Raw genomic sequence first — 18,294 nt, 5'->3', positions numbered from 1 at the left:
GGCGGCGAGGTCAGGTGAAGATCGTATCGAGCGGCGGCCGGTGTGCGTAAGGTCCGCAGGTCACCCCATGAGGAGCTCGCGCGCCAGGCCGATCGCCGCGGCAGCGGCGATGAGCCAGGCGGTGTTGAGCCGGGTGCGCCACTGCAGGAGCAGGGCGGCCGCGGCCAGGACCGCGGTGAGCGGGTCCACGATCGCCTCGCCGGAAAGCTCTACGGTGACCCCCGCCATCAGGGCCAGCGCGGTGGCGTTGACGCCGTCGAGGAACGCCGAGGACCAGACCCGGTCCCGGACGCGGTCGACGATCCGGGTCAGCAGCGCGACGAAGGCGAACGACGGGGCGAAGATCCCGACCGTCGCCAGGACCGCGCCGGGCAGTCCCGCGACCACGTAGCCGACGAAGGTGGCGGTGGTGAACACCGGACCGGGGGTGACCTGCCCGATGGAGACCGCGTCCAGCAACTGCACCCGGGTGATCCAGCCGAGCCGCTCCACGAAGTCGCCCTCCAGGAAGGCGAGCAGGACGTAGCCGCTGCCGTACAGCACCGAACCGATCTTCAGGAAGGTGAGGAAGAGCTGGGCCGGCTGACCGCCGGTGAGGTCGGCGAGGCGGGATCCGCCCGGCAGCGCGACCAGCAGCGGACCGGTGAGCGCGTGCACGCCTGCGCCCGGGAGCAGGCCCCTCCCGGTACGCACCGCCATGACCACCAGCCCGCCGGCCGCCAGCACGAGGAGCTCACCGGCGCCGAGGAGGTAGGCCGCCAGCGCGGCCGCGGCGACGGCGCCGGTCAGCCACCCCTTGACCGCGGTCCGCAGCAGGCCGGCCAGGGCCCACACCACGATGGCCACGACCACGGGTTTGATCCCGTAGAGCAGTCCCTCTGCGGCGGGTGTCCGGCCGTGGCGGACGTACGCCCAGGCCAGGGCGAGCACGATGGCGAACGCCGGGACGATGAAGCACACCCCGGCGACGATCAGTCCCCGCCAGCGGGCCCGCTCGTGGCCGAGGTGGATGGCCACCTCGGTGGAGTTCGGCCCGGGGATGAGGCTCGCCGCCCCCACCAGGTCGAGGAAGCGCCCGTCGGAGACCCAGCCGCGCCGCCGTACCAGCTCCTCGCGCATCATCGCGATGTGCGCGGCCGGCCCGCCGAACCCGATCACGCCGAGTTTGAGGAAGACCGCGGCCACCTCGCCCAGAACCCGGCCGGGGCGGGCGGGGCGCCCGCCGTCGCCGGGCCCGCCGCCCGAGTCGCTCATCGGTCTCCTTCACATGAGGCATCCGGTCGGGCAGTATGCACCATCCGGGTGAACACCTGCCGGACGCCGGAAGGCCGCCGGGGGCCGCGGCGCGGTCCGGTGGCCCACCGTGCGGACGCCACCGCCGGCGTCCTCCGCGCGGTGCCCGGTCCGGGGTCTCACATGTCCAGCCACCGCTGCATGCGGGCGAGCAGCTCCTCGGCGTCGACCGGTTTGGTGACGTAGTCGCTCGCCCCCGCCGACAGGGCCTTCTCCCGGTCGCCCTGCATGGCCTTGGCGGTGACCGCGATGATCGGCAGCTTGGCGAAGCGCGGCATCTTGCGGATGGCGGCGGTGGCCGCGTAGCCGTCCATCTCCGGCATCATGATGTCCATCAGGACCAGGTCGACGTCCTCGTTGCGCGAGAGCGTCTCGATGCCCTTGCGGCCGTTCTCGGCGTAGAGCACCTGCATGCCGTGGAGCTCGAGGATGTTGGTCAGCGCGAACACGTTGCGCACGTCGTCGTCGACGACCAGGACCTTGCGGTCCGCCAGGACGGTGTCGGTGTGCTCCGGCTCCCGGGGCCGCTCGTCGGGGCTGGGCTGGACGAGGGGGAGCACGTCACCGGGCTGCTGCGCCGACAGGTGCAGGGTGATGCGCTCGCGCAGCTCGTCGAGGCTGGGCAGGCGCTCCAGCGACTGGGTGTTGGAACGGCCCTGCAGCAGGTTCTCCTGCGGGCGGGTGAGCGTGCGGGTGTGGTGGGCCAGCACGGGCAGCTCGCGCAGGGCCGGGTTCCCGTCGAGGATGCGCAGGAACTCCGCCGCCGCGTCCTGGCGCATGCCCAGGTCCAGGACGATGCAGTGGTAGTCGTCGCGGGTCAGGGCCTCCAGCGCGGAGCCCGGCTCGTTGGCGGTGGAGACCCGGACCGGACCGTGCGTCTCGGCCAGGTCGGCCGCCACGCTCTCGGCGAGCTGGGAGAGCAGCCCGTTGGGGCGGGACTCCACGACGAGCAGCCGGCGCCCGTTCCCGTCGGCCGGCCGGTCCGCCTCCGGTACGGCGGGCCGCGCCGCAGGCTCCGCGGGCGGTTCCGGGGCCTCCTCACCGGGCTCGTTCCCCGCCGCCTTCACGCCGGGCGCGGCCTCGATGATCGGCAGGTAGAGACTGAAGGTGCTGCCCCTGCCGACCGCGCTGACGGCCCGTATCTCGCCGTCGAGCAGGGCGGCGATCTCGCGGCTGATCGACAGGCCCAGCCCGGTCCCGCCGTACCGGCGACTGGTGGTCCCGTCGGCCTGCTGGAAGGCGTCGAAGATCTGGGAGAGGTTCTCCTCCGCGATGCCGATCCCGGTGTCCACCACGTGGAAGGCGAGGGTCCCCTGCCCCCGCGCCCCTGGCAGGTCCGCCCTGCCGATCCGCTCGACCCGCAGCCCGACCGAGCCCTTCTCGGTGAACTTCACCGCGTTGGACAGCAGGTTCCGCAGCACCTGCCGGAGCCGCTGCTCGTCCATGAGGAGCTCCGCGGGGACGTCGGAGGCCACCGCGACGTCGAACCGCAGCCCCTTCTCCGTGGTCAGCGGGCGGAAGGTCGCCTCGACGTAGTCCAGGAGCTGCCGCAGGGGCAGCGGCTCGAGGCTGAGGTTCATCTTGCCCGCCTCGATCTTGGACAGGTCGAGGATGTCGTTGATCAGCTGGAGCAGGTCGGTGCCGGCCGAGTGGATGACGTTGGCGTACTCGACCTGCTTGGCGGTCAGGTTGCGGGCCGGGTTCTGGGCGAGCAGCTGGGCCAGGATGAGCAGGGAGTTGAGCGGGGTGCGCAGCTCGTGGCTCATGTTGGCGAGGAACTCGCTCTTGTACTTGGACGCCAGCGCCAGCTGCTGCGCGCGGTCCTCCAGCTCCTGGCGCGCCTGCTCGATCTCGCTGTTCTTCGTCTCGATGTCGCGGTTCTGCCGGGCGAGCAGCTCCGCCTTCTCCTCCAGCTCGGCGTTGGAGCGCTGCAGCTCCTCCTGGCCCATCTGCAGCTCGGTCGCCAGCCGCTGGGACTCGGCGAGCAGGGCGTCGGTGCGGGCGTTGGCGACGATGGTGTTGACGTTGACGCCGATGGTCTCCACCAGCTGCTCCAGGAAGGCCCGGTGCACCGCGGTGAACCGGTTGAGGCTGGCCAGCTCGATCACGCCGAGCACCTGGTCCTCGACGATGATCGGCAGCACGATCAGGTTGACCGGGGCGGCCGATCCCAGGCTGGAGGAGATGGTGATGTACCCGGCGGGGATGTCCTCGACCAGGAGGGGGCGCCTGGCGACGGCGGCCTGACCCACCAGGGAGCCGCCGAAACCGTGGCGGCGGCCCGTCTCCCGGTGACCGTAGCCGCCGACCACCCGCAGCTCCGGCCCGCCCGGGGCCTCCTCCGCCAGCAGGAACGTTCCGTACTGGGCGCGCACCAGCGGGGCGAGCTCGTTCATCACCAGCTCGGCCACGACGGCCAGGTCGCGGTGGCCCTGCATGAGACCGGAGATCCGGGCCAGGTTGGACTTGAGCCAGTCCTGCTCCTGGTTGGCCAAGGTGGTCTCGCGCAGCGACTTCACCATCGAGTTGATGTTGTCCTTGAGGTCGGCCACCTCCCCGGAGGCGTCGACGGTGATCGAGCGGGTCAGGTCGCCGGAGGTCACCGCACTGGTCACCTCGGCGATCGCGCGGACCTGGCGGGTGAGGTTGCCGGCGAGCTCGTTGACGTTCTCGGTCAGCCGCTTCCAGGTGCCCGAGACGCCCTCCACCTCGGCCTGGCCCCCCAGCCTGCCCTCGCTGCCGACCTCGCGGGCCACGCGGGTGACCTCGGCGGCGAAGGAGGAGAGCTGGTCGACCATGGTGTTGATGGTGGTCTTCAGCTCCAGGATCTCGCCCCGGGCGTCCACGTCGATCTTCTTGGTCAGGTCGCCCTTGGCGACCGCCGTGGTGACCTGGGCGATGGAGCGCACCTGGCTGGTCAGGTTGTCGGCCATCGAGTTGACGTTGTCGGTGAGGTCCTTCCAGGTGCCGGCCACGTTGGGCACGCGGGCCTGGCCGCCGAGCTCGCCCTCGGTGCCGACCTCGCGGGCCACGCGGGTGACCTCGTCGGCGAACGCCGACAGCGTGTCGACCATCGTGTTGATGGTCTGCGCGAGCGCGGCGACCTCGCCCTTGGCCTCCACGGTGATCTTCTGCGACAGGTCGCCCTTGGCGACCGCGGTGGCCACCTGGGCGATGGAGCGCACCTGGCTGGTCAGGTTGGAGGCCATGACGTTGACGTTGTCGGTGAGGTCCTTCCAGGTGCCCGACACCCCGCGGACGGTGGCCTGGCCGCCGAGGTTGCCCTCGGTGCCGACCTCGCGGGCCACGCGGGTGACCTCGTCGGCGAACGCCGAGAGCTGGTCGACCATCGTGTTGATGGTCTCCTTCAGCTCCATGATCTCGCCCCGGGCGTCCACCCGGATCTTCTGCGACAGGTCGCCCTTGGCGACCGCGGTCGTCACCTCGGCGATGCTGCGGACCTGCGCCGTCAGGTTGTCGGCCATCACGTTCACCGACTCCGTCAGCGCCTTCCAGGTGCCGGAGACGCCCTTGACGTCGGCCTGGCCGCCCAGGCGCCCCTCGGTGCCGACCTCGCGGGCCACGCGGGTGACCTCGTCGGCGAAGGAGGAGAGCTGGTCGACCATGGTGTTGAGGGTGTTCTTCAGCTCCAGGATCTCGCCGCGCGCCGAGACGGTGATCTTCTGCGACAGGTCGCCCTTGGCGACCGCGGTGGCCACCTGCGAGATGTTGCGGACCTGGTCGGTGAGGTTGCCGGCCATGTAGTTCACCGAGTCGGTGAGGTCGCGCCAGGTGCCGGAGACGCCCTTGACGTCGGCCTGGCCGCCCAGGCGCCCCTCGGTGCCGACCTCGCGGGCCACGCGGGTGACCTCGTCGGCGAAGGAGGAGAGCTGGTCGACCATGGTGTTGATCGTGCTCTTCAGCTCCAGGATCTCGCCCCGGGCGTCCACGGTGATCTTCTGCGACAGGTCGCCCTTGGCGACCGCCGTGGTGACCTGGGCGATGGAGCGCACCTGGTTGGTGAGGTTGCCGGCCATGTAGTTCACCGAGTCGGTGAGGTCGCGCCAGGTGCCGGAGACGCCCTTGACGTCGGCCTGGCCGCCCAGGCGCCCCTCGGTGCCGACCTCGCGGGCCACGCGGGTGACCTCGTCGGCGAAGGAGGAGAGCTGGTCGACCATGGTGTTGAGGGTGTTCTTCAGCTCCAGGATCTCGCCGCGGACGTCCACGGTGATCTTCTGCGACAGGTCGCCGGTCGCCACCGCGGTGGCCACCTGGGCGATGTCGCGGACCTGGTCGGTGAGGTTGCCGGCCATGGCGTTGACCGAGTCGGTGAGGTCCTTCCAGGTGCCCGAGACGCCCGGCACCTCGGCCTGGCCGCCGAGCTGCCCCTCGGTGCCGACCTCGCGGGCCACGCGCGTCACCTCGGAGGTGAACAGGGAGAGCTGGTCCACCATGCCGTTGAACACGGTGGCGATCTCCTTCAGCAGGCCGTCGCCCTCGTCGGGCAGACGGGTCCCGAAGTCGCCGTCACGCACGGCGGTGAGGCCGGCCAGGAGCTGGCGCAGGTCCAGTTCCTCCACACCTCCGGCCTTCGCGATCCTGCGCCTCGCCGTGTCGGCGGTCTCAGCCATGTCCACCATCGCATTTCTCGGCCTAGAACAGGTCAGGCAATGGTATGACCAAGCGAGTCGGGAAATGGCCTGACGGTTGGTTGACTTATCCGTTTCCGTGGATTTTTGAGGGAACGCGCTCCGGAAGGCGTCCGGAATTCTGCTGTTCGCCCTGGTCGTCCTGGCGGGTGAGGTGACCCCGGCCGCCCCCCTCCTGAGGCCGGTCCCGTCCGCTCCGGGGACTGCTGCGGCCGAGCCGGGAGCCCGCGTACGCGGCGGCGCGGGCCTGCCGCAGCCACCCGTGCAACTGCAGGGCCGGATGGCTGTTCACCACGGGGTCGAACGTCTGCGCCTCGCCCTCCGGGAACGGAGTGTGCACCGTCAGATACGCCAGCGGCCGCCGGTGGAACCCCTCGATGCCCAGCACGAACCTCAGCGGTGCGGCCTGGACCGCCGGCACGAGCTCGCGGGGGTCGGCCGAGAGTCTCCGGCCGGGCTCCGCGGGGACGGCGAGGAAGCGGATCCGCCCGGTCGCGTGCCGGTAGGAGACCAGCGTGGAGAAGACGCCGGAGGCGAATCCGGTGCTGGGGAAGGGCAGGAACCTCGGCCAGCCCGTCGTGGTCAGCAGCAGGTCGAGATCGCCGTCCGGAGCGGAGCCGCACGGCAGCCGGATCGCCAGGCCGAGCGCGTCGGGCAGCCGCCCCGGCAGGGAGGCGCCTTTCGACAGGCGCACCGGCACCTGCAGTTCCCCGGGCTCGTCGAGGACCGGGATGCCCAGGTAGATGTCGGGATGGTCGACGACCCGGAAGGCCGCGAGGAAGGACTGCCCGCGGGTGTGCAGGGCCCGCCCGCCGCGCAGCGCGGCGGCGCCGCGGGCCAGGGCGTGCACGGCCCCGGCCCAGCCGGGCGTCCCGGTCCGGCCGGGTGTCCCGGACCGGCTGGACGTTTCGGGCGGCTCGGACGTCGTCGCGGCGGGGCCGGGCGTTCCCGGCCGGCCGGCTGAGGAAGGTGCCATGCCCCCCGCCTACCCCGATAGCCGCCTCCCACCGCGTCCGGCCCGCCGCTTCCGCGGCTCAGGAGCGTCCGTCGATCAGCGACTCGGCCTCCTCCTCGGACAGCTGGTCGATCTCGGCGGCCAGCCGTTCCTCGACGACGACCGCGAGACGGCGGATCGAACGGGTGGTGAACAGGACGTTCAGCGGCAGGTCGATGCCGATCTCGGAGCTGATCCGGGCGACCACCCTGGTGCCGAGCAGCGAGTGGCCGCCGGCGTCGAAGAAGTCGTCGTCGATCCCCAGGTCCGCCCGGCCCAGGACCTCGCACCAGATCTCGTGCACCAGCTCCTCGCCCGCGGTGGACGGCCCGGCCGCGGGGGACGGCTCACCGCCCGTGTGCGGCGCGGGCAGGGCGGCCCGGTCCAGTTTCCCGTTGGGCAGCCGCGGGAAGTCGCCGACCCGCACGTACAGGCTGGGCAGCATCGTCGCGGGCAGGTGGTTCTGCAGGAACGCCCGCAGCTCCCCGGCGGGTACCTCCGTGTCGACGTAGGCGACCAGCGCCCGGCCTCCGGGGGCGTCGTCCCGCACCGCCGCGACCGCCCTGCGCACCCCGGGATGGGCGGACAGCGCCGCCTCCACCTCGCCGAGCTCGATCCGCACGCCCCGGACCTTGACCTGGTCGTCGACGCGTCCCAGGAACTCGATCGTGCCGTCGGGCGCCCGCCGTACGAGATCACCGGTCCGGTAGAGCCGGGAACCGCGCCCGAATGGGTCGGCGACGAAGCGCTCCGCGGTGAGGCCGGGGCGGCCGTGGTAGCCGCGGGCCAGGCCGTCGCCGCCCAGGTACAGCTCGCCCGCCACCCCCGGCGGGACCGGCTCCATCGCCCCGTCCAGCACGTGGGCGACGGTGTTGGCCACCGGAAGGCCGATGGGGACGGTCCCGGCGTCCCGGGGCACCCGGTGGACCGCCGACCAGATCGTCGTCTCCGTCGGCCCGTAGAGGTTCCACAGCTCCCCGGCGACCTCGTGGATCCGGCCGGCCAGGCGGGCGGAGAGCGGCTCGCCGCCGCTGAACACCCGGGGCAGCCCGGCGGGCAGCCGCCGGACGATCTCCTCCAGGACCGAGGGCGGCGCCTGCACCGTGGTCACCCCCGCCTCCGCGATCAGCGCGCCGAGGCCGTTCGTCCCGTACGGCGGGGCGATCACCACGGTCCCGCCCGCGAGCAGCGGCCCGAAGATCTCCAGCGCGGCGATGTCGAACGAGAGCGAGGTCAGCAGCAGCATCCGCTCCGCCGGGGTGAACCCCAGGCCGGTGACCAGGTTCACCACGCCCCGGTGCGGGACCATCACCCCCTTGGGGGTGCCCGTCGAGCCGGAGGTGTAGATGACGTAGGCGAGGGAGTCGGGGGAGGCGCTCTCCGGGGGCAGCGGCGGGAGGGGCCCGGACATCAGCGCGTCCAGCAGGACCGCCGGCGGGTGGTCGCTGGGCAGGCGCCCCACCAGCGTCGAGCGGGTCAGCAGCAGCCCGGCGCCCGAGTCGGACAGCATGAACCGGAGCCGGTCGGCCGGGTAGTCGGGATCCAGAGGCACGTAGCAGCCCCCGGCCTTCAGCACCGCCAGCAGCGCCACGATCAGCTCGGCGTCCCGCGGCAGGCACACCGCCACCGGGGCCTGCGCCCGGATCCCGCGCTGGCGCAGCCGCCTGGCCAGGCCGTCGGCCCGCGCCTCCAGCTCGGCGTAGGTCAGCGTCACCGTGCCGCCCGCGCCGCCCGCGCCGCCCGACACGACCGCCGGGGCGTCCGGCGTCCGCGCCGCCTGCTCGGCCACCAGCTCGTGCAGGCAGCGGGCGGGGTACGGCGAGGCGGGGCCGTGCCAGGAGCCCAGCATCCGGTCACGCTCCCCGGCGTCCAGGAGGGGGAGCCGGGAGACCGGCCGCTCCGGGTCGGCCACCGCCGCCTCCAGCAGGACCAGGAAGGCCGAGAGCAGGCGGCGGACGGTGTCCTCCTCGAACAGCTCGGTGCTGTACTCGATCCAGCCGCCCAGCCGGCCCTGCGGGCTCTGCACCTCCAGGGTGAGGTCGGTCTTGGCCGTGCCGGTGGAGAGCTGGCTGCCGTGCGCGTCGATCGGGAGCTGGTTGAAGCCGATCTGGTAGAGAGGGGTCCGGCCGGGGTCCCGCGGCGGCCGGAGGGCCTCCACGAGCTTGGCGAACGGCACGTCCTGGTGGTCGAGGGCCTCCAGGACCGTGGTGCGGACCCTCTCCAGCGCCTCGCCGAACGCCGGGTCGCCGCCCAGGTCGATCCGGAGCGGCAGCGTGTTGACGAACATGCCGATCAGCGGGTTCAGCTCCGGTGTCTCGCGTCCGGCCACCGGGGAGCCCACGACGACGTCCGTCCGGCCCGTCCATCGGGCCAGCAGCGCGGCGAACGCGGTGAGCAGGACCATGAACGGCGTGGTGGAGGTCCGCCTGGCCAGTTCGGCCACCCGCCCGGAGGTGCCGTCCGGGACGGAGAACCCGACGGTGGCGCCGGCGTAGCCGAACTCCTCCGGGCGGGGCCGGTCCGGCGGCAGCTCCAGCGGGACGCTCCCGGCCAGCTTCTCCCGCCAGTAGTCCAGGTCGGCCTTGAGCGCGCCGTCGGCGAGCCGGTCGCGCTGCCAGACGGCGTAGTCGGCGTACTGGATCGCCAGGTCCGGCAGGCGCGGCGGACGCTCCTCGCGCAGCGCCGTGCAGAGCTCGGCCAGTTCCTCCGCGAAGATCTGCGCGGACCAGGCGTCGTAGACCGTGTGGTGGGCGACGAAGAGCAGCCGCCACTCGTCCTCGCCCGGCCCCAGCCGGACCAGCCGGGCCCGCCAGAGCGGGGCCCGGTCGAGGGCGAACGGCGCCGCCGACTCCTCGGCGGCGATCCGCTCGAACTCCGCCCGGGGGTCGTCCGCGCCCGACACGTCGCTCCTGGCCAGGGAGACCGGGACGTCGGCGGCGACGGCCTGCACGACCTGCCCGTCCCGGAGGGCGAGAGCGGTGCGCAGCGGCTCGTGCCGGCGCACCATCAGGCCCAGCGCGCGCTCCAGCAGCCCGGGGTCGACCGGCCGCATCCAGGGCAGGGCGGAGCACGCGGCGATGTTGTACACCGCGAGCCCCGGCTGCAGCTCGCTCAGGAACCAGATCCGCTCCTGGGCGAACGAGGCGGGAAAGACGTCGGTCAACGGTTCTCCTTCGGTGGGTCCTTCAGGCAGGCGCGGATCTCGTCGGTGATGGGGGCCAGGGTGTCGGTCTCGCCGATGGTGGCCAGCCATCCCCACTGGTCCAGCGCGTGGTAGAGCCGGTAGAGGGCGACGCGTTCGGCCCAGTCGGCGGGCAGCCCGCCGTACCCGGCCAGCAGCTCCCGGCGGCGCACGGGATCTCCCCTGACCGCGAAGTAGTCGGTTTTCGCCAGGTCCATGAGCGGGTCGCCGCCGAGGGCGTTCTCCATGTCGATCACACCGGTGAGGTGCCACGATCCGTCGTGTTCCGCGACCATCACGTTCCGCTCGTGGAAGTCGTGGTGGCAGAGCACGGGCGTGCGGCAGCGTGCGAGCAGGTGCCGCCGGGCCGCGACGTACCCGACGATCTCGGCGTGCAGGGCCGGGTCGCCGCCGAACTCGGCGAACTGGGCCGTCCGCAGGTCGAGCTGCCCGCCCAGGTAGGCCTCGTTGTCCGGCTCGCGGACCCCGTCGACCGGGCCGAACTCCCGCAGCTCGACCCCGTGCAGGGCGCGCAGGGCGGTCCCCATCTCCCGGTACAGGCCCGCGATCACCGGCTCGGGCAGGGCCCCGGACACCTCCGACAGGGGCCTGCCCTCGACCTTCGTCATGACCAGGTAGGCGTGGGGGAGGTCCCGCCTGGACTCGTCCCACTTCACCACGGAGGGCGCCGGCACGCCGCTGCCGCGCAGCAGGTCGTAGACGAGCATCTCCTTGCGGAGCCTGGCCGTGAACAGGTCGGGGTAGAGCTTCACGATCAGATCCGGATGCGGCAGGCTCCGGTCGGCGCAGCGGACCTCGTAGACCGCGCTGATCTCCCCTCCGGTGCGCAGCACGACCCGCTCCACCTCTGCGCCCAGCAGGGCCGAGGCCTTCTCCGGCGACAGCGGCATGGTGAGCGCCTTGGCGAACGCGGGCGCGCTCCAGGCCAGGCTGACCCGGTTGCCCGCCCGCTCGCGCAGGGCCTGGGCGCCGACGAGGTCGTCGGGCGTGGCCTCGGGGACCTCGTCGTCGAACCGGGCCAGTACGGGGATCCGCATCGAGACGAGCACGTGCACGGCGATGCCGAGGCCGAGGATGACGTACATGAAGGCGATGCCCCGGCCCTCGCCCACGCCGATCACGGCGCCCACGCTGGAGGCCAGCGCGCCGCCGGGGGCCAGCAGGGGCTCCAGCAGGCGCTCGCCCAGCGGCGCGACCACGGCCATGCCCAGCGGCAGCGTCGACCACGAGATCATCTGGTTGACCGCCATGACCCGGCCGTGGAAGCGCTGCGGCACCTTCACGTGCACGATCGTCATGAAGACGCCGTTGACGATCGAGAGGCTGAACCACAGGCCGAAGGCGCCGGCCCCCACCACCAGGGGCGAGGCGTGCAGGCCGGTGACGACCGCGAAGAAGCTCAGCAGCAGCGTGGCCAGGAGCACCCCCCGCATCCGCCGCCGGCGGGGGCCGCCCCACAGCGCGACCGCCAGGCCGCCCAGGGTGGCGCCCACGCCGCCGGCGAAGGAGATCTGCCCGGCGGTGGAGAGCGTGGCGAAGGACAGCACCAGCGGCGAGATCGACAGCAGCAGCGCCGCCAGCATCACGTTCAGCGCCGCGAAGTACAGCAGGGCGGCCCGCAGGTGGCGGTTGCCGAACGACATCCGGAAACCGCCTGCGATCTCCGCCGTCAGCGTCTCCCTGCGCACATGGGCCATGGTGGCGGGGAAGCGCACGAGCACCAGCACGCCCAGCAGGACCGCGAAGCTGGCCACGTCGACGGCGAGGATGCCCTCCAGGCCGATGGAGGACAGCAGCGCCACGGCCGCCAGCGGCGCGACGAACTGGGAGGTGCCCATCACCATCTGCACGAGGCCGGCCGCGTGGCCCAGGTACTGCTTGGGCACCAGCTGGGGGAGCGCGGTGGTGAAGGCCAGCCGCTGGAAGATCAGGGCGACCGACAGGCAGGCCGTCAGCGGGTAGAAGTGCCAGATCTCCAGGTTCCCGGTCCACAGCAGCGCGCCCAGGACGAGCTGGGTCCCCCCGGCCAGGCAGCCGCCCACGGCCATCATCCGGCGTTTGCCCGCCCGGTCCACCAGCGCGCCGATGAGCGGCGCGGCCACCACTCCCGGCATGATCGACAGTGCGGTGAACAGCGCGAAGTCCACCAGCGACCCGGTCGCCAGATAGATCCAGACGGGGATCGCGAAGTCCGTGATCGCGGTTCCCGTCATCGTGACCAGCTGGGCCAGGGCGACGACCATGAACCGCCGCATGCTGGGTTCGGGTGCGGGGCGGGCGTCCCGGCGGCGCGGCGGGCGCTCCCGCGTGCGGGCCGCCGGTGCCGTACGGCCGCCCGCGCGCGTCGCCGGCGGCGCGCCGTTCCCGCCCGCGAGGGCGGCCGGCGGCTCCGGGGCGGTGGCCGCCTCCGGGGCGGTGCCCCCGGAGGCGTCCGGGGCCCCGGGCGGGCGGACGGAGGTCTCCTCGATCCACCAGCCCGCGGCGGGGCCGCGCGAGGTCCGGTCGAGGGTGTGCGCGGCGCCGTACCCCATCGCGATGTGGGTGTTGGTCAGGATCTCTGCCAGGTCCTCGGCCCGGTACTTCAGGAAGTAGTGCCCGGCCTCGTCGAGGATGACCAGCGCCGTCACCGGGCTGAGGAAGTGCCACTCCCGGTAGCGCTCGAGGTAGTAGTCCGTCGCGGGGTCCTGCTCGCCCACCACCGAGACGACCGGCGCGCGGAGCGGGGCGATCTCCTCCTGCAGCAGGCGGGTGAAGCTCTCCTCGGCGATCAGGGTGTCCCGCCGCTGGTTGCGCACCATGAACCTGATCTGTTCCTCGTCGAGCCCGGAGACGTCGTTGCCCATCGACTTCATCCGGTTCTCGTAGGCCCGGTCGCCGCGCAGCCGGTCCGTCCGGAGCAGCCGGCCCAGGGGGCCGGCGATGCGGCCGGTGGGCCGGGCGAACGGGAAGATCGCGCCGATGTAGACGGCCTCCAGCTCCCGGCCGCGGGCCTCCAGCCGCCGGGCCACCTCCACGGCGAGCGCACCGCCGATGCCGCAGTGACCGTAGATCGCCAGCGGGCCGTCGAGGCCCTCCAGGATCTCCGTGACGCACTGGTCGGCGATCTCGTCCAGGGGCTTGGTCTCCTCGTCGGGCAGGCCGGGGTCGTGGCCGGGGAAGGCCATCGCGTACAGCGCGCACTCCTCGGGCAGCGCGTCGGCCAGCGGCTGGAAGACCATCGCCTGGCCGCCGCCGTACGGGATGCAGACGTAGGTGATGCTCCGCCGGGGGCCCGGCCGGGTCAGCTCGTACAGCAGGGACCGGGGTCCGCGCGGTACGTCCGCCCGCTCCACGAGCTCGGCCAGGGCGCGCACCGTCGGGTGCTTGAACAGGTCCATGACCCCGACCGCGCGCCCTCCGTCCAGGCCGGGCAGCACCTTGCGCAGGCGCGCGACCGCCTGGACGGCCACCAGGGAGTGGCCGCCCAGCTCGAAGAAGTCGTCGTCCACGCCGACGGTCTCCACGCCGAGCAGCTCCCGCCAGAGCCCGGCGATGGCCCGCTCGGCGGGCGTGCGGGGCTCGGCGCCCCGGCCGCCCGCCTCGCCGTGCCGCTCCGGTGCGGGCAGCGCGGCCCGGTCCAGCTTGCCGTTGGGGCTCAGCGGCAGCGCGTCCAGCACCACGATCGCGGAGGGCACCATCGCGTCGGGCAGGAGGGCCTTGAGCGCCGTGCGCAGGCCGGCCGGGTCGGGCGCCGGGCCGGCGGCCGTCTCCGGCGCCGCCGGGCCGGGCCGGGCCGCGGGCACGACGTAGGCGGCCAGCCGCCGGTCGCCGGGAGCGCCGTCCTCCCGGACGGTCACCACCGCCTCGCCCACGCCCGGCTGCTCGCGCAGGACCGACTCGATCTCGCCCAGCTCGATGCGCTGGCCCCGGATCTTGACCTGTGTGTCGATCCGGCCGAGGAAGACGATCGCCCCGTCGCGGCGGAGCCGTACGAGGTCCCCCGTCTTGTACAGGCGCGAGCCCGGCGGCCCGAACGGGTCGGGCACGAACCGCTCGGCGGTCAGCCCGGGCCGGGCGTGGTAGCCGGTGGCGAGCTGGACCCCGCCGATGTGCAGCTCGCCCGGGACCCCGAAGGGCACGGGACGCAGCCGCCGGTCGAGGACGTACAGCTCGGTGTTCTGCACCGGGTGCCCGATGGGCACCGTGGCGTCCCCCGGGACGCACCGCCACTGGGTGACGTCCACGGCCGCCTCGGTCGGGCCGTACAGGTTGTACAGCTCCGCGCCCGGCAGCCGGGCGAAGAACCGCTCGGCCACGTGCGGTGCCAGCTCCTCGCCGCTGCACACCACCCGCCGCAGCGAGGTGCAGCGCTCGATCCCCTCCTCGGTCAGGAACGCCGCCAGCATCGACGGCACGAAGTGCATCGTCGTGACGCCCCGCTCGATGATCAGATCGCGCAGGTAGGCGGTGTCCCGGTGCCCGCCGGGGCGGGCGAGCAGGAGCCTGGCGCCGGTGACGAGCGGCCAGAAGAACTCCCACACCGACACGTCGAAGCCGGCCGGGGTCTTCTGCAGCACGACGTCCCCGGCGTCCCCGGCGTTCTCGGCGTCCCCGGCCGACAGGCGGTGGGAGCGCTGCATCCAGTCCAGCCGGTTGACGATCGCCGCGTGCGTGTTGGGCACGCCCTTGGGGCGGCCCGTCGACCCCGAGGTGTAGATCATGTAGGCGATGTCGGAGGGACCCGCGGAGGGCGGCGGGCCGCCGGGCGGAGGCTCGTCCCGCGCCTCGTCCCGGGCGCCGTCCCCCACCTCGTCCAGCGGTACGGTGACCGCGCCGGTCGGCGGCAGGCGGTCGGCGACGGTCCGCTGGACGAGCAGGACCGCGGCCTCGGCGTCGGCGAGCATGAAGGCGATCCGCTCCGCCGGGTAGTCCGGGTCCAGCGGGACGTAGGCCCCGCCCGCCTTCAGCACGCCCAGCAGGCCGGCGACCAGCTCCGGAGACCGCTCGGCGCAGATCGCGACCCGGGAACCGGGGCCGACCCCCAGTCCGCGCAGCCGGCGGGCCAGCCGGCCCGCCCGCGCGTCGAGTTCGGCGTAGGTCAGCCGCACGTCCTCGAACTCCACGGCCACGGCGTCCGGGGTCCGCGCCGCCTGCGCCTCGAACAGCGTGCCGAGGGTGGCCTCGCGGTCGCATGGTTCGCGCGGGCCGGCGGCGTGGGCGAGGATCCGCTCCCTCTCGCCCGGAGGGACGATCTCCAGCTCCGAGATCCGGGCGTCCGGCTCCGCCACCGCCGCGCGCAGCAGCGTCTCGAACTGCGAGGCCAGGCTCGCGACCGTCTCGGCGCCGAACATGTCGCGGTTGTAGATGAAGATCCCGTTGATCCCGTCCGGTTCCTCCTCCAGGAAGAGCTCCAGGTCGAAGCGGGCGGCCCGGGCCTCGATGTCGAACGGCTCGGCCGTCAGGCCCGGCCAGCCGCCCTGGCGGTCGTTCCGGTAGCTCTGCAGGGTGAGGACGACCTGGAAGACCGGAGACCTGGAGACGTCCCTGACGACTCCGAGCTCCCCGACGAGCCGCTCGAAGGGCAGCTCCTGGTGGGCGTAGGCCTCCGTGGCGCTGCGGCGGACCCGGGCGACCAGCTCCCGGAAGGTCGGATCGCCGCCCAGCTCGGCGCGCATCGCCAGCACGTTGACGAACAGCCCGATCATGCCTTCGAGCTCGCGGCGGGGCCGGCCGCCCACCGGCGAGCCGACCGCGAAGTCCTCCTGGCCGGAGTGGCGCCCGAGCAGGACCTGGTAGGCCGCCAGCAGCGCCATGTAGAGGGTCGCGCCGCCCTCCCCGGCGAACCCGGCCACCGCGTCCGCCAGCCCGCGGTCCAGCCGGAAGCCGTGCGCGGCGCCGGCGAAGGTCTGCTGGGCGGGGCGTCTGCCGTCGGCGGGCAGCTCCAGCGGGGGGACTCCGGCGAGCCGCTCCCGCCAGTAGGCGAGGTCCTGCTCGGCGACCGGGCGTTCGCGCTGCCACAGGGCGTAGTCGCCGTACTGGACCTCCAGGTCGGGCAGGTCGGCGCCGCCGTAGAGGGCGCGGAGCTCCTCGGTGAGGATCTCGGTGGACCAGCCGTCGGCCGCGATGTGGTGGACCGTGATCAGCAGCGCGTGGTCGTCCTCGGCCAGCCGGATCAGGGTGGAGCGGATGAGCGGTCCCTCGGCCAGGTCGAAGGGCCGGGCCGTCTCGGCGCTCAGGATGTCCGCGGCGGACGCCTCGTCGGCGGCGGTGCGGCGCAGCTCGACGTCGGGGGTCTCCCCGATGAGGACGTACGGGCGGCCGTCCTCGTCGGCGGGGAAGCGCATCCGCAGGCTCTCGTGCCGCGCCACGACGGCGCGCAGGGCGAGCTCCAGCCGGTCGGCGTCGAGGGGGCCGCGCAGCCGCAGGGGGATCGGGATCGTGTAGGCGGCGCTTCCCGGTGCGAACTGCTCCATGAACCACAGCCGCTCCTGCCCGAACGAGAGCGGGACCGGCCGGTCCGGAGGACGCCGGGGGACGGCCGGGGCCCGCACGGGGGTGCGGCGGCGCAGGCGTTGCTCGAGGAGGGCCCGCTTGGTGTCGGAGAGCCGGAGGTTGCTCGAGGACAGGCCGGGCGAGGATGTCACACCTGGCTCACTTTCGGGTGGGCGGCGCGTTACATCTGATGAAGGACATTCATGCATATCTGCCCGTGCTGAGTCGAGATGGAAGACAAGTCATAAATGACTGCTTCGTGAATCAGGATGACCGAAATACTCGATACCGGAAGCACCTAATTCGTGTTGACGTCGGGTTGTGCGGGTGGATATAAGGTGATTTATCGTGCGTATTAAATCCCTCTGAACCGTACGGGACGGCGTTGTCCCGCGGAGGAGCGCCTGGCAGATGGCGATCGAGCCCCTCTCGATTACGCGACCGACCCCCCTTCCGACTCCCAGCTCCACGTCCGCCCCCGCACTGGTCTGCCTCCCCTACGCGGGAGGGGCGGCCGGTGCCTATCACGGCCTGAAAGGCGTCTCCGGCGCCGTCGAGGTCGTCGCCGTCCAGCTTCCCGGCCGGGAGAACCGGATCGCGGAGCCGCCCGGGTTCTCCGTGCCGCAGATCACCGACGAGATCGCGCCGTACACGGGGCGGCCGTACGCCCTCTACGGGCACAGCATGGGCGCGCGGATCGCCTTCGAGGTGGCACGCGAGCTGCGCCGCCGGGGCCTGCCCCCGCCGCTGAGGCTCTACGCCGGAGCAGCCCACCCCCCGGACCGGAGGGTGCCGCTGGCCGCGGCGGCGGACCTGCCCGACGAGGCGTTCGTCGACCAGCTCGTACGGCGCGCCGGCGCCCCCGAGGAGCTCAGGGACGTGCCCGAGCTGCGGGAGCTGCTCCTGCCCGTGCTGCGGTCGGACTTCACCTGGATCAAGCGGTACCGCTACACGCCCGAGCCGCCGCTGGACGTCCCCGTCGTGGCGTTCGCGGGCCTCGACGACGGAGAGGTGCCGCCGGACGACATGCTCGGCTGGGCGCGCCACACCCGCGCCGGATTCGGCCTGCGGACGCTGCGCGGCGGCCACCTCTTCCTCCGGGACGGCGCCGCGGAGCTCGCCCGGCTCATCGCGGCCGATCTCGCGGGGCCCGGCCCCGGCGGGAGCGCGGGCCCGCCGGATCCGGAGGACGACGAGATCCACATCCGCGTGTACCCCGGCGGAGACGCGCCCGGCGAAGACGCGGGCGGGCCCTCCCGCGCCGTGGACCGGGCGGACGGCCTGACGATCGAGGCGACGGTCCGCGGCGGCGCCGTCGGTGCGGCCGTGGGACTGCTGGACGCGTACGGCGCGGCCTCTCCCGGAGGTTCCCACGGGTCCTCCCGCGATGACGGGCTCGGGCCGGGGGAGCGGGAGCAGATAGCGGACGCGGCCGAGGAGGACCGGCCGTGGCTGGAGCTCCGCGCCAGGACGGCCCGGCGGGCGCTGTCCCGCGCGGGCGCGCACGGCCGGGCCGCGGACGGCTTCCCCGACCTGGCCGCCCCGGGTCCGTGGCCCGCGGGCGCCGGCTGGTGGGTGATCCTCCTGTCCCTGAACACGCCGCTGGGCGAGGCGGTGGCGGCGGTCGCGGTGCCCCGCGACCGGACCCGGCTGAGCGCCGACATGCGGACCGATCGATGATGGAG

The 18,294-nt window shown here is 73.2% G+C and carries 6 protein-coding genes; 1 reads left to right on the top strand and 5 read right to left on the bottom strand.

Annotation, left to right across the window (positions count from 1 at the left end; translation table 11 throughout):
• Positions 1-60 precede the first annotated feature (60 nt).
• The 5 genes from chrA to FHS22_RS26075 form a co-directional block, all read right to left on the bottom strand.
• On the bottom strand, positions 61-1,254 hold the full coding sequence (chrA, locus tag FHS22_RS26095) for a chromate efflux transporter (protein ID WP_184945753.1): 1,194 nt from the start codon (positions 1,252-1,254) through the stop codon (positions 61-63).
• 158 nt (positions 1,255-1,412) lie between these two features.
• Positions 1,413-5,924, bottom strand: a complete 4,512-nt coding sequence (locus FHS22_RS26090) for a HAMP domain-containing protein (RefSeq protein WP_260408282.1) — start codon at positions 5,922-5,924, stop codon at positions 1,413-1,415.
• Positions 5,925-6,009: 85 nt separating this feature from the next.
• The gene (locus FHS22_RS26085) at positions 6,010-6,918 is read right to left on the bottom strand and encodes a hypothetical protein (protein WP_184945749.1); all 909 of its coding nucleotides are present in this window, start codon (positions 6,916-6,918) and stop codon (positions 6,010-6,012) included.
• Between the two features lie 58 nt (positions 6,919-6,976).
• Positions 6,977-10,099, bottom strand: a complete 3,123-nt coding sequence (locus FHS22_RS26080) for a non-ribosomal peptide synthetase (protein ID WP_184945747.1) — start codon at positions 10,097-10,099, stop codon at positions 6,977-6,979.
• Complete coding sequence (locus tag FHS22_RS26075) at positions 10,096-16,761, bottom strand: non-ribosomal peptide synthetase (RefSeq protein WP_184945745.1); 6,666 nt, start codon at positions 16,759-16,761, stop codon at positions 10,096-10,098. Before FHS22_RS26075 ends, FHS22_RS26080 begins: the two co-directional genes overlap by 4 nt.
• A 259-nt stretch (positions 16,762-17,020) precedes the next feature.
• On the opposite strand from FHS22_RS26075, the gene FHS22_RS26070 reads away from it, so the two are divergent.
• Positions 17,021-18,289, top strand: coding sequence for a thioesterase II family protein (locus tag FHS22_RS26070; protein WP_184945743.1), 1,269 nt, complete (start codon positions 17,021-17,023; stop codon positions 18,287-18,289).
• The last annotated feature ends 5 nt before the right edge of the window (positions 18,290-18,294 follow it).

The organism is Thiemannella venezuelensis, from assembly GCF_014203605.1.
GTDB lineage: Bacteria > Actinomycetota > Actinomycetes > Streptosporangiales > Streptosporangiaceae > Planomonospora_A > Planomonospora_A venezuelensis.
The sequence above is the reverse complement of the archived record's forward strand: the minus strand, read 5'-3'. Positions and strand labels throughout refer to the sequence as shown.